Origin of the sequence: Streptomyces sp. H27-D2, from assembly GCF_035828615.1 — a bacterium.
In the GTDB taxonomy this organism is placed as follows: Bacteria; Actinomycetota; Actinomycetes; order Streptomycetales; family Streptomycetaceae; genus Streptomyces.
The window spans coordinates 1-17,411 of the sequence record NZ_JAYMZR010000122.1; the positions used below are offsets into that span (position 1 = coordinate 1).

At 68.8% G+C, this 17,411-nt stretch carries 19 protein-coding genes; 4 read left to right on the forward strand and 15 right to left on the reverse strand.

What is annotated here, in order from left to right:
* Positions 1–107: 107 nt before the first annotated feature.
* From QMK28_RS30335 to QMK28_RS30400, 14 genes are all read right to left on the reverse strand, one after another.
* Positions 108–293 (reverse strand): cytidylyltransferase domain-containing protein, encoded by a 186-nt coding sequence (locus QMK28_RS30335; RefSeq protein ID WP_326442901.1) that lies wholly within the window; start codon positions 291–293, stop codon positions 108–110.
* 36 nt (positions 294–329) lie between these two features.
* Positions 330–1,322 (reverse strand): NAD-dependent epimerase/dehydratase family protein, encoded by a 993-nt coding sequence (locus QMK28_RS30340; protein ID WP_326442902.1) that lies wholly within the window; start codon positions 1,320–1,322, stop codon positions 330–332.
* Positions 1,323–1,355: 33 nt separating this feature from the next.
* On the reverse strand, positions 1,356–1,592 hold the full coding sequence (locus QMK28_RS30345) for a hypothetical protein (protein ID WP_326442903.1): 237 nt from the start codon (positions 1,590–1,592) through the stop codon (positions 1,356–1,358).
* A gap of 182 nt (positions 1,593–1,774) precedes the next feature.
* Positions 1,775–2,542 carry a phosphotransferase gene (locus QMK28_RS30350; protein WP_326442918.1) on the reverse strand — a complete coding sequence of 256 codons (768 nt, stop codon included), beginning with the start codon at positions 2,540–2,542 and terminating at the stop codon, positions 1,775–1,777.
* Complete coding sequence (locus QMK28_RS30355) at positions 2,542–3,390, reverse strand: class I SAM-dependent methyltransferase (RefSeq protein ID WP_326442904.1); 849 nt, start codon at positions 3,388–3,390, stop codon at positions 2,542–2,544. The genes QMK28_RS30350 and QMK28_RS30355 overlap by 1 nt, the downstream gene beginning before the upstream one ends.
* A 31-nt stretch (positions 3,391–3,421) precedes the next feature.
* Positions 3,422–3,934, reverse strand: a complete 513-nt coding sequence (locus tag QMK28_RS30360) for a topology modulation protein (protein ID WP_326442905.1) — start codon at positions 3,932–3,934, stop codon at positions 3,422–3,424.
* Between the two features lie 96 nt (positions 3,935–4,030).
* Positions 4,031–5,083, reverse strand: a complete 1,053-nt coding sequence (locus QMK28_RS30365) for a glycosyltransferase family protein (protein WP_326442906.1) — start codon at positions 5,081–5,083, stop codon at positions 4,031–4,033.
* A complete protein-coding gene (locus QMK28_RS30370; RefSeq protein WP_326442907.1) occupies positions 5,080–6,798 on the reverse strand; it encodes a carbamoyltransferase family protein in 1,719 nt (572 codons plus the stop codon). Before QMK28_RS30370 ends, QMK28_RS30365 begins: the two co-directional genes overlap by 4 nt.
* 8 nt (positions 6,799–6,806) lie before the next feature.
* Entirely contained in the window at positions 6,807–7,076 is a 270-nt protein-coding gene (locus QMK28_RS30375; protein ID WP_326442908.1) for a hypothetical protein, read from the reverse strand.
* A gap of 88 nt (positions 7,077–7,164) precedes the next feature.
* A complete protein-coding gene (locus QMK28_RS30380) occupies positions 7,165–7,773 on the reverse strand; it encodes a thymidylate synthase (RefSeq protein WP_326442909.1) in 609 nt (202 codons plus the stop codon).
* Positions 7,770–9,407, reverse strand: a complete 1,638-nt coding sequence (locus tag QMK28_RS30385; RefSeq protein ID WP_326442910.1) for a hypothetical protein — start codon at positions 9,405–9,407, stop codon at positions 7,770–7,772. Before QMK28_RS30385 ends, QMK28_RS30380 begins: the two co-directional genes overlap by 4 nt.
* An 82-nt stretch (positions 9,408–9,489) precedes the next feature.
* Positions 9,490–10,152 carry an HAD family hydrolase gene (locus QMK28_RS30390; protein WP_326442911.1) on the reverse strand — a complete coding sequence of 221 codons (663 nt, stop codon included), beginning with the start codon at positions 10,150–10,152 and terminating at the stop codon, positions 9,490–9,492.
* A 126-nt stretch (positions 10,153–10,278) separates the two neighbouring features.
* Positions 10,279–10,740, reverse strand: a complete 462-nt coding sequence (locus QMK28_RS30395; protein ID WP_326442912.1) for an ATP-binding protein — start codon at positions 10,738–10,740, stop codon at positions 10,279–10,281.
* Between the two features lie 187 nt (positions 10,741–10,927).
* Positions 10,928–11,728 (reverse strand): TauD/TfdA family dioxygenase, encoded by an 801-nt coding sequence (locus tag QMK28_RS30400; protein WP_326442913.1) that lies wholly within the window; start codon positions 11,726–11,728, stop codon positions 10,928–10,930.
* Positions 11,729–11,896: 168 nt separating this feature from the next.
* Between QMK28_RS30400 and QMK28_RS30405 the strand changes: the two genes are divergently transcribed.
* From QMK28_RS30405 to QMK28_RS30420, 4 genes are all read left to right on the forward strand, one after another.
* Positions 11,897–12,334, forward strand: coding sequence for an NUDIX hydrolase (locus tag QMK28_RS30405; protein ID WP_326442914.1), 438 nt, complete (start codon positions 11,897–11,899; stop codon positions 12,332–12,334).
* A gap of 21 nt (positions 12,335–12,355) precedes the next feature.
* Complete coding sequence (locus QMK28_RS30410; RefSeq protein WP_326442915.1) at positions 12,356–13,540, forward strand: helix-turn-helix domain-containing protein; 1,185 nt, start codon at positions 12,356–12,358, stop codon at positions 13,538–13,540.
* Between the two features lie 230 nt (positions 13,541–13,770).
* A complete protein-coding gene (locus tag QMK28_RS30415) occupies positions 13,771–15,153 on the forward strand; it encodes a hypothetical protein (RefSeq protein WP_326442916.1) in 1,383 nt (460 codons plus the stop codon).
* A gap of 32 nt (positions 15,154–15,185) precedes the next feature.
* Complete coding sequence (locus QMK28_RS30420) at positions 15,186–16,085, forward strand: phosphotransferase family protein (protein ID WP_326442917.1); 900 nt, start codon at positions 15,186–15,188, stop codon at positions 16,083–16,085.
* Here the strand turns inward: QMK28_RS30420 and cas1e are convergent.
* Positions 16,082–17,092, reverse strand: coding sequence for a type I-E CRISPR-associated endonuclease Cas1e (gene cas1e / locus QMK28_RS30425; protein ID WP_326442919.1), 1,011 nt, complete (start codon positions 17,090–17,092; stop codon positions 16,082–16,084). The genes QMK28_RS30420 and cas1e overlap by 4 nt on opposite strands.
* Between the last annotated feature and the right edge of the window lie 319 nt (positions 17,093–17,411).

Here is a 17,411-nt window from a genome sequence, read left to right on the forward strand (position 1 = left end):
CTCGCCTCAGCGCCCGCACACCTCGGCGAGCTCGTCACCGGCGACGGTAGAAGCCAGCCCTCACGATCACATTCCAAAACCCTGCGAATCACCCCAACGAGACACCCTCAACGGATACACACCCATCGCTGATAGACGTGCCACAGCAGGGGCTTGTCCCCAAGCCCGGCCAGAGGTTTTCCGGGGAATCGTGAGGAGCCCCAGCGGCATGGGATCACCGCTATGTGGCGGAGAGGGGCAAGCTGCGAGCCGGTTGTGGCGGCGGCCAACCGGGCTTTCTCGGGACTCTCCACTGCAGCTCCTGAGTGGTCGCGAAGTGGGCAGAGTGGTCAGGCTGCGGCGCGGTGACCGGGTTGGGCCAGTGCTTGCATCTGTGCGCGCATGCCGTTCGGCAGGTCCACGGTTGGCTGCCAACCGAGAGCGGCCCGCGCTCGGCGGGAGTCGGCTCGGGTGGTCAGAACGTCGCCGTTGCGCGCGGTGTCGACGTGAACCTGGATGTCTCGGCCGACGAGACTGTTGGCGGTGTTGATCACATCGATCAGGGAGGCGTTGGCGCCGCCGCCGACGTTGACGACGCCCGTTGCTTCGGGGGCTGCGGCGGCGGCGATGGTTGCCCTGACCACGTCATCGATGTAGGTGAAGTCCCGGCGCTGGTGCCCGTCCCCGTACAGGCGCAGGGGCTGCCCGGTCATCGCGGAGCGAAGGGCGCGGTGGATGAACATGTCGGGTCGCTGGCGCGGACCGTAGACCGTGAAGTACCGCAGGGCCACGACGTTGGTCGGCGAGTCGGCGCGGGCGGCGTACGCGAGGCAGAGGTGTTCCTCGGCGAGCTTGGTGACGGCGTACGGGGAGGACGGGTGCGGGTGGTCGCTCTCCACGCTCGGGCCGCCAGAGGTTCGCCCGTAGACGCTGGAGGAGGAGGCCACGACCAGCTGGGGGACGCGCATGCGGGTGACAGCGTCCATGACGCGCTGGGTGGCGAGGATGTTGGAGCTGACGTACTCGCTGAACTGCGGTCCCCAAGAGGGCTGAACACCGGGGACGCCTGCCAGGTGGAAAACGACATCGGCGTCGAACAGGAGCGGGTCGATCGCACAGGTGAGGAGATCCGCCCCTATATGCATGTAGCTCGCGAAGCCGTGCAGCGCAGCCAAGTTGGGTGCGGCAGCGGGGTCGTTGGGGTCGCGGCGGTCCACTCCGATCACGGTGGTGCCCGACTGGAGCAGGGCGCGGGCGAGGTGGGAGCCGATGAATCCGGCCGCACCGGTCACCACCGCGCGCCGGATGCCCGGTTTAGGCGCGGCTGGAAGACTTTCGGACACGGAGGTCTCCTGGGATGGGTTGGGGCGGTCAGCTCAGTCGGGAAAGACGGTGCGGCCGTGCGTGCTGAGGGCGCGGTCGCCTTGCTCGTGACCGCGGTGGACCTCCTGGTCGAACCGAATGGAGTGGCGGTGTTGCTTGGCGAAGTAGGCGTTGCCTCGGCTGTCGATGAGGTGTAGGTACGGCGGGAGCGCCGAGTCGGCGGCGATGGTGACGGCTCCGACCGTCAGCCTGGCCAGTTCCATGCGCGGATCGTCATACGCCGTGATCACGGCGTCGGCTCCGTCGGCGTTCCGGCGCGGTGGGCGGGGTCGCCGTGGGTGGCGAACAGCGCTCGGTCGCCCTCGCGCCGGGGGACGAGGCCGGGCGGAACTGCTCCAGCGGGGCCGCCGGCCAGGTCGGCCGCGCTGCACTGGGCCCTGGCCGTGACGGACGAAGCCGAGTTCCGTGGTGATCACGCGGGGCCCTCCGGGTCGGGGCAGGGAAGCTGGTGCACCCAGCCGTAGCGGTAGCCGTGGTGACCTGCGTAGGGAGCAGTCAGAACGGAGTGGAGCGCGAGGAAGTCGTCGAGGCGCTCGCGGCGGGTGGCACCGAGCTGGACGTCGTACCGGGCGGCGGCCTGGTTGTAGTTCTCCAGGGCCGCCTCGATGGCCTCGGGGCCGATCGGACCGTGTGTCATGATCAGCGTCGCGATCAGCTTGGACAGGTCGTACCCGAACGGCGCGAGCGTCAGGTCGTCGGTGTCGACGGTGAAGACCGTGCCGTCCTCGGTGATCACGAAGTTGCGCGGATTGCTGTCCTTGTAGAAGGCCGCGGGCCCCTCGGCTGATCGCTCCAGCAACGTCAGCATGACGTGCAAGGCGGTCGCGTCCGGCAGATAGCCCTGTTCCAGCCGTCTGCGCAGGGCGACTTCGCGGCAGGAGAGGAAGCCGCCGAACGGGCTGCCGTCACGGAAGGCATGCGGCATGTTCAGCTGCGCGCGGTGCAGGTCACTTGCCCAGGCGGCGCCGTGGGCGTCACCCAGGAGTCCGGCCAACCTCAGCAGGTCCTCCCTCACAGCGCGGCGGCCGTCGATGTGCTCGAAGGTCAGGCTGGTCGGGCCGACGACTCGCAAGGCCGGTTGCCGCAGCGGCTCGGCGTGGGCGGCGAGCCAGCCGTAGTGCCGGGCGGCGGCGGCCGTCGCCGCGGGGGTGTCGTAGTGCTTGGTGAACTGGGTGAGCATCACGCGGGCCCTCCCCGCCTGCGGGCCACGACGTACGTGATGACCGAACTGGTGGATACGGGCTGGTCCGGGTGCCACTCGCGCAGCGTCGCTGCGAGCGCGCGGGGGTTTCCGTAGAGATCGGGGGCGAGGTCGTACTTGGGGTTGGTGACCAGGTACTGGGCGGCGTGGTCGAGGTCGTGGAAGGTGAAGATGTGCTCCTCGTGCTCGACCGCGACCACGCCCAGTGCCGTCTTGGCGAGGTCGGCGAGGTTGCCGCTGTGTGCTGCGGTGTAGAGGCTCTCGTGCTGCTGGGCGTGCGGGTCGAGGCCGGCGGTGGCGACCAGTGCGTCCATCTCGCGGTAGCTGTCGAGCTCTTTGGTCACCAGAACGGCGAGCCCACCGGGGGCCAGGACACGGGCGATCTCGGCGATGGCCCGCTCGGGGTGGGGCGAGTGATAGAGGCAGAACGCGGCGACGGCCAATGCGCACGACTCATCGGGCAAGGGCAGCTGGTGGAAGTCTCCTTGGAGGAAAGCCACCTGGATTCCGGGCAGGCACCCGACTCGCCTGCGGGCTTCGTTCACCAGCACGAGCGAGGCATCGAGGCCGACGAGCCGGTTCGGTTTCAGGCGCTCGGCCAGGACGCGACTGCCGGTGCCGCGCCCGCAGCCGATGTCCACCACCAGCTCAAGACGCCCGTCGGTCGCAGTTCGGTGTGTGGCGACCAGCTCGACGATGGTCACAGGCACGGGGAGACCGGCGGTCTTGGCCCGCAGCAGCGCGCCGGAGCGCGCGGCCGGCCGGGTGACATTGCCGTACAGGTCGCCCTGCCGGTCAGGGTCGAGGAAGGGGTTGGTAGAGATCACGCGCCGCACCCCCAGCGGGAGTGCGGGGTGCTCAGGAGTGCTGGGCGGCGAGCTGCTGCAACCAGCGGCGTGTGTGCCGACGGCTCGTGAGGAGTACCACTTCGGCGTGCCCGGCGGCGAACTCTTCGATCTTCATCATGACGCGCGGTCGCATCTTGCGCCGGTACGTCGCCACGTACTTGATCACGCCCCAGTGGATGCGGTTGTGCACTCCATTGCCCTTGTGCCCGGCACCGTGCCGGATCTGCCGGGAGACGATCCCCCACAGCGCGGCCGGAGTCGAGACGTCCATCAGCACCACGGTGTCGCAGGCTTCGAGCCTGATCTGGAGCGTGGAGTTGTAGTTGCCGTCGATGACCCACCTCGGCTTCGCGACCAGGCCACGCTGCACCTCGGAGAATTTCTCCATCGGCAACGCGTTCCACTCGTCGTCGTAGAACGCGGCGTCCAAGTGCGTCACCGGCGCGTCCAGGATCTTCCCCACCTGGCGGGCCAGATACGATTTGCCGCTGCCTCCGCAGCCGACGATGGCGACTTTCTTCATGGTGCTCCACCCTAGGGGTGTGTGGATGTCCGGACGGCAGCGCCGCCGGGACACGTACAGATGATGCGGGTGTGACCGCCCGAGTGATCAGATGCATCAGGCCACTCCCATGGTGACTGCCCGGCTATTGGTGACCTTGTCCAGGACGATTTCCAGCGCGTCGACCTGCCGGCTGAGACGGAAGAGCTCCAGGCGGCCGAGGCATTCGGAGATCAGCTCGGCGTGCTGCCGGCTGCCCGCGATCTCTTGCAGGTGCCGCAGTTTCCGGATCACCTGGCTGCCGCCGCGTACGACGAGGGCGGGCGGCACGAACTTCTCGACGTGCCGGATGCCGGCCGGGGCCAGCGGCAGGCATCCGGCGAGGACTGCTTCGAAGAGCCGCTGAGTCATCTGGCCGGCCTCGGCGTACCGCTTCGGTAGCAGCAGCAAGGTCGCCAAGGTGCCGTGGTAGAGCCGGGTCACGTCGGCGAAGGGGAGACGCCCGAGAAAGGTGACATGCGGCCAGCGCCCGGTATCCGGCCATTTACCTGCGACCAGGTGCTCGAAGCACGCGGCTGCCGGGGCGAAGAAGCGGTCGAATTCCTCGTCGCGGTCGTACTGGTTGCCGACGTAGCCGAGCGGGTTCTCCCGCGGCATGGCGGCCAGCTGGTCCGGGTCGGCGTGGTCGAGCAGCCCGTCGGCGGCCGGGAAGAGCAGACTGTGGGCACCGGGTGTCTGCGAGCGCGCCGCCTCGCAGACCTCGACGTGGGCGGTGCGCCGCCAGTCGCTGTCAGCGCTCAGTGTCCGGTCTTTGTCCCAGATGACCGTCGGGGTGCGGCGCTGCACGGTGTAGCGGTGGATGAGTTCGTTCTGCCGGTGCAGATCGCAGGTGTGGCCTTCAGTGCCGCACGGCGTGGTGTTGCGTCCCGCGATGTCCCAGCGCCATTCGACGAACAGCACGTCGATGTCGGGGATGCCGGCGTGGAAGGAGTACGCGCCGCCGAGGTCGTCCCCGGCTTCGCGGCGGTCTCGGTCGGCCTGGAGGAAGACGAGGTCGTGACCGCGGGCGATGAGGGCGTCGATCAGCGGTCGGCGGTGGCTGCGGCCTCCGTCGGGGGTGTCGGTGACCCCGTTGCCGAGGAAGCCCCAGAAGCTGTATCCGATCCTCATTTGGTGATCCACCGCCCTTCCAGCAACAGGGCGTCGAGCCCGGAGCCGGCCAGGCAGTCCAGTGCCATGTCCGGGGTGCCGCAGATGGGCTTGCCTTTGACGTTGAGCGAGGTGTTGATCAGGACGGGGACTCCTGTACGACGGGCGAACGCCTCCAGGACCTCGTGCAGAAAGGGGTTCTGGCCAGCGGTGACGGTCTGCAGACGCGCGGTGCCGTTCGCGTGGACGATCGCGGGGATACGGTCGCGGGCGACGTCGGTCACCCGAGAGGCCATGGACATGTAGGGCGCATCCTGGCCAAGGGCGAAGAACTCCCCGGCGCGGGCGGCGGTGACCACGGGTGCGAACGGGCGGAACGGTTCGCGGAACTTCACCGTCGCGTTCAGCCGCTCGACGATCCCGGCTTCCAGAGGTGAGGCGAGGATGGAACGGTTCCCCAGTGCGCGGGGCCCGGCCTCGACCGCGCCCTGGAACAGGCCGACGATCTTTCCGTGCGCCAGCTGGTCCGCCAGGAACTCCGCGACCTCTACGCTCAGGAGCTTCTGTTGGAGTCCGGGCCACGGGGTGAGATCAAGGGCCGGCTCCGGGAACGACGGGCCGAGGTAGCAGGCGCGGGCGATCCCGGACAGCGGACGTCTGCTGCCGCTGTCGGCGTATACGGCGACTGCGGCGCCGAGGGCGGTGCCGGCGTCGCCCGGGGCCGGGGGGACGAAGACCTCGTCGAAGATGCTCGCTTCGATGATCCGGCCGACGCTGACGCAGTTGGTAGCCACCCCACCGCCCAGGCAGAGTCGCTGCGAGCCGGTGAGCGCTCGGGCCCGCCAGGCGAGGTGCAGCATGATCTGCTCGGTGCGCTCCTGGAGGGCGGCGGCCACGTCCCGGTGCGTTTGGCCGACTCGCTCGTTGGCGTGCCGGGGTGGGCACGTCTCGGTGGCCAACCGCGGGGAGGTTCGGGCGTACCCCGAAGTGAGTACGCGTGGCGGAAAGTAGGCCGGGTCCAAGGCGAAGCCGGTGGCCGTCGTACGGACAGCGCGAGCGAAGATGTGCCGGAACCGGGACGGGTCGCCGAGCGCGGCGAGCGCCATGACGGTGCCTTCTTCGTCGCCGCGCCGCCAGCCGAGGTGTTCGGTGACCGCTCCGTACATGTAGCCCAGCGAGGCCGGGTCGTAGAGCGCCTCCAGCGTGCGGGTGACGGGGCGTCCCACCTGGCGCGCGTGGGCGATGGTGGTGGTCTGCCGCTCGCCGAGGCTGTCGACGACGAGAACTGCGGACTCGTCCCATCCCGAGGCGGCGAAGGCTGCCAGCTGATGGGCGCGGTGATGCCGTACGGGGGTGACCTGGGCTCCGGGGAACTGCCTGCCGAGAGACTGCAGACGGCGTTGGGTGCGCACAGCGACCTTGGCGAACCCGGCAGCACGTGGCAGGGCACGGCTTCGGGTCGTCCGGGAGAGTGCGAAGCGCAGGGCAGCGGGGGTCTCGGCGAGGTAGCGGACGGGCTGGAAGTTGTACGCGACGGCATCGACATCCCCGGGCTTGATGTCGGCCTTGCCCAGTAGCCACTCCACGGCGTGGTGGGGGTACGAGCGGGTGTGCTTCTTCTGGGAGAGACGTTCCTCCTCCACGAATCCCACCAGTTCGCCCTCCACCAGGAGCGCTGCGGAGGAATCATGGGTGAAGGAGCACAGCCCCAGGAGAATGGCAGGGGCGTGATCCATAGCGCGCGTCACCGCGTGCCCGTTGCCGTCAGCCGGGTTGGGGAGATGCCGGTGCGGCGGGTCAGCTCGTCGTACCAGGCGGTCATGGCTTCGCCGAGCGGCCCCTTGGTACCGTCAGCGATTCGGCGTGCTCGATCCCTCGCCCCGCTCTTCCAGAGCCGATAGCTGCGCAGCGTCTCGGCCATCGCCTCCCAGCCCGGATGCCCGGTCTCATCACGGGCCTCGACGCGGTCGAGGAGCTCGTCGAACCCCTCCCACGGTGTGGCCAGTTCAGGCATCGCGGCGCTCGATGCGACGTCGGTCAGCGCGTCGGCCTTCTCGATGTCGCGCTCATAAATGTGCAGGGAGTCGACGTGGTGGTGGTACTCACCGAGGTCGGCGTCCAGCCAGCCAGCCGGCCACCAGCTCGTGGAGCGTGGTGAAGAAGAACAGGTCGTACGGCATGCCTATCCACACGTCCTGGCTGCGCATGGTGGTCGACATGTGGAGGCGCCCACCGCGCAGGTGGAAGCGGAAGCCGAGCGTGCAGGGGACGTCCTTGTGCCCAGCCGAATCCCGCACGGGGTCGTAGAGCTGGATGGTCGCCCGTCGGGAGTCGGGGTCGGCCTTCAGGATGTCGACGACGCGGCGAAGCTGGTCGATCTCGCCTGCCCAGTTCCGCATCCGGGGGCCGTACGCGCCGCGCAGGATGCCGTCGTCGGCGTACTGCCTCAGCCGCGCGTTGTAGTCGAAGATCCACGGGGCATCCGTGCCGGAGAGAATCCACACGGTCTCGGCGACGGCAAAAGCAGGGTTGAGGACGCGGGCGGGCGGCGCGACGAGGAGCCGGGCCCGTGGCTCGGTCAGCTTCATGCTGGCGTCGAAGACCTCGCGCGTGGCCATCTCCCGCGGGCTGACCCTTCTACCGTCCTTGGCCAACCTCGCCGCGCCAGTGAAGAGTTCGGCGACACTGTCACCCGAGAGCGTGATCGTCATGGCACATCCGTCCCTTGAGCTGAGTGATGAGGCGCTGAACCATCGATCAGCGCGTTGACGACGACGTCCGCGACAGCACCCGCGCTGCGTCCGTCCCAACGACAGATCGCTTCCCTGGCCGCTGCCGGCACGCGTACGGCCCTCGGCGACTCGTCGATCCGTGTCAGAGCCGTGGTGATGTCCTGACTGGAGGTGCAGCACTGTGCGGCTCCGTGGTCGGCGAGCCGGAGGGTGCGCGTCACGGGGAGAACGAGTTCCAGTACGGGCACCCCGAGGAGCAGGGCTTCGATCCCGCAGGTCGACGATGCGCTGATGAGAGCGTCCGCGCCCGCCAGGCAGCCGCGCGCCCCTACCTCCGGGGCGGCCAGGGCCGCGACGACGCCGTTCGTCGCGTCGAAGAGTGCGGAGAGCGGCTGGGCGCTCTGCGCGGGGTGCGGAGCGATGACAAGGCCCCAGCGGTCCTGCGCGTGCCGTAGTCCCTCGGCCAGAACCTCGACCTGGCCGAGGAGCCGCTGCTCAGTGAACGGCTGGCACGCCCACACCACGATCTTCGGCGGCACCGCACCCGCCCGCTGCCGCAACATCCCTTGTAGGTAGGAGCGTTGGCTGCGGCGGTCAACCTGAACAAGCGGGTCGAAGCGCGGCTGGCCGACGACGTACGTACGGGCGTCAACGCGTCGAGTCCACGTGTGCGCGGTGCGCACGTCGCGCGACCCCATCACAGCGATATGTCGACAGTGCTGTGCGCGCCAGGAGATCTGCCCTTCGACCCACGCGCCGTGCTGGACATACACGGTGTCCGCGGCGGCTCGCTCGGCCGCTCGGACAGCGAGGACACCGAGCGGGCTCGTGTCGTTGCTGCACAGAAGCACCCGGCTGCGCAGTTGCCCGAGAACGGCGTCGAGCCACTGTTCGACGTGCAGCGCTGCCGTCCACGACGGCTGAGTGCACCCTGCGCTGCGCACAAGCACCTGGGCAGCGAGCATCGCCAGTCGGGCGAGGCTGACCTCATGCCGCCCCACCCACGCGATGTGTTCCTCCACGGGCAGGGCCAGGTTCTGGGTGGCCACCCCTCCCTGGCGGTCCAGGACTTCTCTCGGCAGCCGAATCACGGTGACGCCGGCGCCCGAGTCATCGGGGAAGCGTTGGCCGGCCTCGGAGGCCATGTCCATGACGGTGCTCTCCAGCCCTCGGCCGGACAGTACGGAGAGGACCGGCAGCAGGGTCTCTGCGTGACGGGAACTCCAGGAGACCGCGCTTACGGGCGTGGGGGCAGTCAGGGGCGGCGGCCGCACCGGATCATCGGGCACGCTGCCAGCCATCACGAACTGCTCGGGCTCACCACGCCCGAGCAGGAAGGAGAGGCCGCTCTCGGACACGTCGTACGCGACATAGCCGAAGGACGCGCTGTTCTTGGCAACGACCAGATTCTCGGCCGCGCAGGGCTCCGGGTCGGCCGGCACCTCCCCCAGTAGCAGGAGCCGCCTCACTACGCGGGTGACGAGTCGGCGAACCGGTACGTGGTGGGCCTCCAGCCAACTCACGCCGCTTGCCGTCACGAACGCGCCGCCGTACTCATCTTCCAAAGCGAGCATCAGAGTCTCAACGACCTGGTCGAGGTCATACGCGTTCATACCGGGCTTCTCATCAGCGCGGCTCGGCCCCGGGACTGCTCGCCGACGAAGGTCTGGGCGAGGGCGCTTCGCTTCGCGACGCTCACAGGAGGCTCCCTTCCACGAAAGGAGCTGGCGTGCGGTTCCCTTCGAGGAGCCGGAGGAGGTCTATCGGGGCACGTGCAACCGGGGGCGCCGGACTTCCTGGGTCGCCATAGCCCCAGGCCGCGTGAACGAACGGCACCCCGGCCCGACGAGCGCATTCTCGGTCGACCGCCATATCGCCCACATACGTCGCGGATGCTGGGTCGGTGGCAAGGTCGACCAGGGCGAGCAGCAGCGTGTCCGGGGCCGGCTTGCCGCGTCCAGGGCCGCTGGGGGTTCGGATGGCGGCGAAGGGACAGCTGAGTCGTGCCAGCAGCGGGGCGGCTCGCGCAAGAGGCCTGGACGTCACGACCGCGAGCAGCCACTCGGCGTCGGCGAACGCGTGAAGCACGTCCTCCACACCGTTGAAGGGCCGAGCCAGGTCGGAGGCAGTCTTCGACGCCTCCGTGTATGTCGCGTGGATACGGTCAGCCTCGGCAAGACCCAGGAGCTTCATGATGTCGCCGAACGGCCGGCCGAGGTGCTGCTCGTACGTTTCGAAGGGCACGTCGATGCTGTGGCACTCGCGCACCGCGCGCCACGCCTCCCGCATGACGGGGAGTGTGTCGAGCAGGACGCCGTCGAGGTCGAGGACCAGCGCCCGCCCGGCTGGGGACGCCATCACCGGGATCGCATCCCCTCGTCGGCACCGAGGATCTGCCAGCGTGACTGTACGGACATGGTGAGCACCTCCAACGTCGATGCGTATGGGAGTGGGGTGGTGCGGTGCGGTGCGGTGCCGTTCAGATCATGGAGCGGGTACGCGGCGTTGCAGGAAGGCCAGCACTCTCTTGCCGCTTCCGTCCTCATGGAGACGAGCTGTCCACGCGTCGGCCTCCGCTTCTACGAGGAGCAGACCCCGACCGTCGAGATCGCCCTCCGCGCCCTCCGCTCCGACAGGGGCAACAGGCGGCACCGAGGAGTTGTCCTCCAGCTCGATGCCCACCACCCCGTCCTGGAGGGTGAGCGTCAGCGTGATGAGTTCGACTTCTTTCTCGGGCTGCGTCCGACCGTGGCGCCGTGCGTTCGTGGCGAGTTCGCTGACGATGAGCAACGCCCGGTCAGCCAGGTCTTCGAGGTCCCAATCCGCGAGCCGCTGTCGTGCGAAGAAGCGTGCCGCGCCGGGGGCGAGGTCGTCGGAGGCCAGCGTGAGGCTTTCCCGATGTTCGGGAAATTCGCTGGCGGACTCAAACGCGAGGAGCGTGGTCATCGGGTCCGCCCCCATCACCGGAGTCGCCGGAGCCCGTCAAGGACACGGCGGCACAGCTCAACGGGTACCTGTGCGGCCTTCTCCGGTCGGCGGTCTCCCAGGTGAGCGCCTCTGGTTCGTCGCAGAGGAGGTCCTTCGCGTCCCGGTTCCGAACTGCCGCTCGCGCGCGCGTGTCCTTCGGGCATCATCAGGCGACCTCCAACGTCAGGGGTAGTGCGGCGGCGGCCGGGTCGACGGCGAATCCGTCGGGTACGGCGAAGCGCGGTTCGCCGAGGGCGCGCAAGAACCGTCGATCGCCGGAAAACCGGGTACGGGCGTGAAGCCAGCGCTCGTTGTCAACCAGGTACGCCTGACCGACGGCGAGGCTGAGCTTGTGCTGGTTGCGGATGATGGCGTCGCGAAGGTCCGGGACATGACGCGCGACGAGCGGACTCCACCGGGCGAGATCGTCCTGTCGCAGTCGCACGCTCACCCGGCCCCCGCGATGCACCGTGAACACCTGCGAGGGATGGCCGTCGCCGGTGCCGAAGTAGGCCGTTCGCGGCTTCGCCAGCATCACGGCGGCCTCGGGGGACCACACGGAGAGGTCAGCGTGTGCGGCCCGGCCATCGGTCAGAAGGCATTCGCCGCCCCTATCCGCCGTCTGTTCACACACCATCAACATCAACCGCGGCGGCACAGGTACACCGGCTCGTTCGGTGTGCGGGGCCAATTCGCCATTGCCGAGGCCGGCGAACCCGATGCGCCGATCGTGGCGGTGGGTGTCACGGATGCTGGTCAGACCATCCGGGTCGCTGTCCCTGTGCGACCGGACGGCCATGATGCGCGAGGCGAACGCCAGAACCGCACTGCGGGTGAACAGGCCGTCCACCGTCACGATCCCGTCGTCTCGCAGTTGCGCGGCGATGAGCCCTTCGGCCCGAGCGGAGGTGTGGTCCACGTGATGTGCCATGAACAGTTCTACGGGCTGAGCTATCGCTTCACGCACTCTCGAGCTCCCTCGTCGGTGATCGGTGATGCCACTGTCGGGACAGGCGGGTACTGCGGTAAAGCGACAGATTGTCGACTCGGGTAATTCGCCTCGCCGGACCGGTCTTTGTGGGTCGCGTGCTACGTTCCGAAGGTCCGGGTCGCACATCGCAGGACGAGGTTCCGCATGCCGTACAAGCCGCCTGTCTGGCCCGTCTCCGTCAAGGGCGTCGCCCTTGACGCCCAGGACCGTGTGCTGCTGTTGAAGAACGAACGCCAGGAGTGGGAACTGCCGGGCGGACGGCTGGAGATCGGCGACGAAGCCGATGGCGTCCTCGCGGATGAGAGTCCCGAGCGGGCCGTGGAACGCGAGCTTCAAGAGGAGACCGGCTGGGAGGTAAAGGCTGGTCCGCTCATTGATGGGGGCGTCTGGCTCTACGAGCCCATCCCCGGCCGACGCGTCCTGATCGTCACGTACGGCTGCGCGGTGCTGACTCCCGACCGGACCCCCGTCCTCAGCCACGAGCACAAGCAGATCGGGCTCTTCGCCGCCGACGAGGTTCCCCTGCTGAACATGCCGCAGGGCTACAAGCAGTCGATCGCGGCCTGGTACGGACGGATGTAGCCGGGCATGGACGGGGAGCGTGTGGCAAGTCGAGACAACGCAGACAGCACTGCCGCCCTCAACGGACCGTCGGCTCAGCACGCCCTGTGGCACTGGGCCACTCCACAGGCCCAGCTCCTCCTCGCAGCCGGCGACCTGGGGGCGATCCTTCGCTTCTACCGCGCTGTGCACGGACTCAACCAGACCGAGCTCGGCCATCAGCTCGGCTACGACAAGACGTACATCTCCGCTGTTGAGGTAGGGAAACGGCGCTTGGACGACGTGGGCTCGCGCCGACGCATCTGCGAGCGACTGCGGCTGCCACCACATGCCCTGGGCATTACCGACCCGGCGGACAGCGACCACCGAGCGATGCTCCAGTTCGGCGAATCCACCCTTCGGCTCGCCGAGATCGCCCGCCAGTCCGGCCACGCTTCCGCCGCCGTGGCAGAACTGTGGCCCCTGGTCGCCCGCTTGGAGGCACGGTTCGAGGACGGGCACACCGAGCGGGACGTCCTGCGTCTCCTCGCCCGCGCCCGCGTCGGTCTGGGGGTCGCCCTGGGCAACGTCCTGCCGGAGGAACGGCTGAGTACCGCAGCGCACTGGACGGCCAAGAGCCTGCACATCGCCCGGCACTTCGAGGACCCGGGCTTCCTCTCGTACGTCCTGCGGATGCACGGCAACGAGCTGCGGAAAGCGCACCTGCGCGGGGCTGCCGTGGACCGGCTGTGCCGCGCCGCAGCCCTGGCTCCGGACCTTGACGCCCGAGCCGCTGTGCTGCCCCTCCTCGCCCGCGCCTCCGGCACCATCGGCGACCTCCAGATGTTCGACCGGGCCACGAAGGAGAGCGGTGAACTCCTGGACTCGGTGGAGCACACCAGTCTGTTCAATCCGTTCGCGCTCCACGAGATTCGGCTGCGCGGTCTCGTCGCCACGGGCCGCCCGGCAGAGGCCATCCGGCTGGCGGACAGCAGTCCCGCACCCACGATGACCGTCGCCCCGCAGTGGCGCGTCATCGAGTTGGTGACGGTCGCCCACGTACGGCTTCTCGCCGATGACCGCAATGGAGCCGCCGAGTCGCTGACCGTCGCGGTCCGGGAGGCTGTGACGCAGCGCCTGCCGCATCAGCTCCAACGCGTCGTACGAACCGCGGGCGGCCACCTGCCCGCCGTCAGGGACCTCGCATCGCAGGCCCTGGGCCTGTTGCGGCAGGAGATGGCCGCATAGCTCGGTGCGGTCCGCCATCGTTCCCCCTTTTCCGGAAGTGGTGTGGGGGAAGAGTTCGCCGGAAGGCCCCTGCGCATCAACCGCGTTGTACGCACCGGTGAGCGGCAACCGGTGATCCGCTCACCGGTTCTGGACGCGACCGGTGAGACCGTCACCGGTTTCCAGCGCCTGCGGGTGGTCGGCTCACTACGATCGATGGATCATCCGATGCGGCTGAGGAGGCGAGAGCGATGTCGACCCGGCACGGTTCACGTTGTGCGGCGCGGTGGCGCGAGCGCGCTGACGGAGCAGGATGGCCAGCTGGCCGGCTCGTGGACGAGATCGCCCAGTGCTGTTCGGTGTCCCGCCTCCGCGGGCATCGCCTCGCTCACGGCTGGACGCTCGTCCAGGCCGTACAGCAGTTCCAAGCGTTGTGCGCCACACAGGAACGTGCCGGACCGCGGCTCGATCCCGACCAGTTGCGGGTCTGGGAGACCAAGCCCGATCGTCGGCCTCAGGCCAGCACCACCGATCTGTTGTGCAGGCTCTATCGCTGCAATGCCCGCGACCTCGGTCTGGAGGCGGCAGGCGATTACAGCCGTGCCGGCGCTCTCGTCCCAGCGAACGCGACGGAGCTGCCACCGCCCTCTCCGGTAACGGCATCGGGCCCCGCGTCCGACTGGCTGGAGGACATCCGCAGGGGCGTCGACCGAACCCTTGCGATGGGAAGCGTCACCACCGGGCAGCTCGACCTGCTCGACGAGCGGCTACTGCTGCACCGTCGGCAGTACATCATCAGCCCTCCGCAGCAGATGCTCACGGAGTTGATCGAAGACCTCCGTGAGGTGCAGCTCTTGGCCGGGGACCGACAGCCCGCGTCGGTCCAGCTGCGTCTCTCCGAAATGACCGCGGTACTGGCGACCCTGGTCGCCGACGCGCTGATGAAACTGGGCAGCCTCCGGCAGGCCGGCGGATGGTATGCCACCGCGCTGTCAGCCGCCGACGACAGCGGCCGACGAGACCTGCGGGCCCGCGTACGCGTCCAGGCGGCGATGCTTCCGTACTACTACGGCCCCCTGGATCGCGCGGTCCAGCTCGCCTACGAGGCACGGCTACTCGTACAGAACCGGCCCACGCAGACAGGGGCCTTCGCGGCGGCGGCCGAAGCCCGCGCACGGGCACGGAGCGGCGACACGGCAGGTGCGGAGCGGGCGATGCGCGTGGCCCAGGAGGTGTTCACCGCCGCCGAGCACCCCGCTGAGCTGGACGCATGGGCCTTCCCGGAGCGGCGCCTGCTGCTGTACCTCAGCGGCGCACTCACCTACCTGGGGCAGACGCGCCGGGCACGAGAAGTCCAAAGCCACGCCCATAGCCTCTACGCCGGGGTCAACGGCAGCATCGATCCGGCCCTGCTCCGCATCGAGGGAGCGATCTGCCTCGCCCGCGAACGCCACCTCAACGAAGCCTGTGAACTCGCCGGCCGCGCCTTCCTGAACGTCCCGGCGGGCCATCGCACGCAGATCCTGGAAGCCAGGGTCCGCGATGTGATCGAGGCGGTCCCCCGGCCGATGCGCTCCTCGCGTTCCGCACGCGAGCTCGACGAGATCCTCGCCCTGCCCACCGGGGCGATGTGACAGCAGGACCTGCGATCGTTCAGCCTTGCCCTATGACTGCACCGATCCACGGCGGCTTCACCGAATCCGAGATGCTCGCCATCCTTGAACGCGGGTGCGCGGCAGCCGGGTTGGATTCCGCCGGGGCCGTTCTCATGCGCGGCCAGACGAACGCGGTGATACGACTCGCGAGCCGGCCCGTCGTGGTGAAGATCGCCCGGAAGGGCACCCCGGTCGACGAGGTCGCGCGCACCGTGACGTTCGTCCGTTGGCTGATGGACCTAGGGTTCCCCACCGTCCCCCTCCACCGACCGGACCTCCAGCCGGTCGTGGCCGACGGAAACGCGATCTCGCTCTGGACCTACCTGCCCCAGCCCGACAGGACCGTGCCGGCGCAGGCCCTCGCCAAGCCGCTCAACATCCTCCACAGCCTCAGCGAACCACCGGTCGCCCTCAAACCGCTCGACGTATGCGGAGCCATCCGCCGCTCGCTGAGCCGCACCACCACACTGTCGCAGGAAGACCTGCTCTATCTCCATCAGCGTGCCGATGTGCTGGAGCGACGACTTGGTTCGGTCAGTTACGAACTCCAGGAATCTGTGCTCCAGGGCGACCCTCAGCATGGCAACGCCCTGCATGACGGGCACCGCGCCGTGCTCTGCGACTGGGACAGCATCGCGGTCGGCCACCCGGAATGGGACCTGGTGACCGTCGAGGTGCACTGCCGTCGATTCGGCTACGGCAACGCGCACTACGCGGACTTCGCCGAGGCATACGGCTGGGACGTCACACAGTGGGCCGGGTATCCGGTCCTCCGCGACCTGCGCGAACTACGCATGATCACGACCAACGCCCGGAAGGCCACCCACGAGCCCGCCAAAGCCGCCGAAGTCGTACGGCGCATCCACGGATTCCGGGCGGGGGACCTCAGCCTGGAGTGGAACATCCTCTAGAGATCGGAACACCCCCGCGCCGGCGGGGAGGACGACCCGACGAGGCCGCCGCGCATCTGCGACGGCGGAACACCCCCGCGCCGGCGGGGAGGACCGTAGTTGACCCCGGCGGGCAGGACGCCGGCCTTGGGATCCCATAGGTGCACCATGTCCACGTCCCGCCGTTCGGAGTGTTCCTCGTCCTGGTCCGGGCCGCCGGGGGTGAGGAGGGCTTGGATGTCCGCGACGATGCGGGGCAGCAGGCGGAAGAGGCGGAGTCCTTCGCGGAACTTGCGGCGGGCTTCGGCGTCCGGGGCGGCCGACTGGTTGAGGGAGAAGGCGATGGGCAGCGTGGTCTCGGCTTTGTAGAGGTCGGCGATGTCGTAGACGAAGGCGTGCTGGGTGCCGGCGTGTACGAAGCCGAGCGCCGGTGAGTAGCCGAGGGCCAGGAGGGCGGCGTGGACGATGCCGTACAGGCAGGTGTTGGCTGCGGACAGGGCGAGGTTGACGGGGTCCTGGGTGTGCCATTGGTCGGGGTGGTAGTTGCGGCGGAAGCGGCCGACGCCGTGTTGGTCGGCGAGGATGCGGTAGAGGGCCTTAATGCGCTGGCCTTCCATGCCGCGGAGTTGGGCGATGGTGGTGCCGTCGGGGACGTCGTCGTCGAAGCGTTTTTCGTACATGCGGATGGCGACGTCGAGGCGTTGGTCGGGGTCGGCCCAGGCGTGGACTTGTTGTTCGAGCCAGTGGGTGGTCAGGGAGTCGGGCAGGATGCCTGCGTAGGCGCGTACGCCTCCTGATCCGGTGCATACGACGCTGGTTCCGTGGCGGGCCAGGGTGGTCAGGGCGCGGGTGGTGACGGACACGCCAGGGCCCAGGAGCAGGCAGGTCAGGGATGCGGTGGGGACGTAGACGGTGTCGGTGCGTGCGTCGTTGACCTGGATCTGGGCGCAGACTCCGGTGTCGTCCTGGACCAGGCGGACCATGTCGAGGTAGAGGAAGGACAGGGAGTCGGCTACGCGCGGGAGCATGGCCAGGGTGGGGGCGGCGAGTCGGGCGCGGGCGTTGTCGCCGTTGCGGGGTGCGCTCATGCGGTGGCTGCGGGGGCGAGGCTGAGAGGGTGTTCTGCGAGTGCTCGGCGGACTCGCAGTACTTGAGGCGGGTTGTCCGGTTTCGGGGCTTCACGGCGGGTCGGATATGCGGTGCCCTGGTGGGCATGGACGGGCGCGAGCCGTACCCGAGTGACGTGTCGGATGAGGCATGGGAGCTGATCCGGCCGGTCATTGCGGCGTGGAAGGCGAAGCATCCTTCGGTCAGCGGGCACGAGGGCAACTACGGCATGCGGGAGAT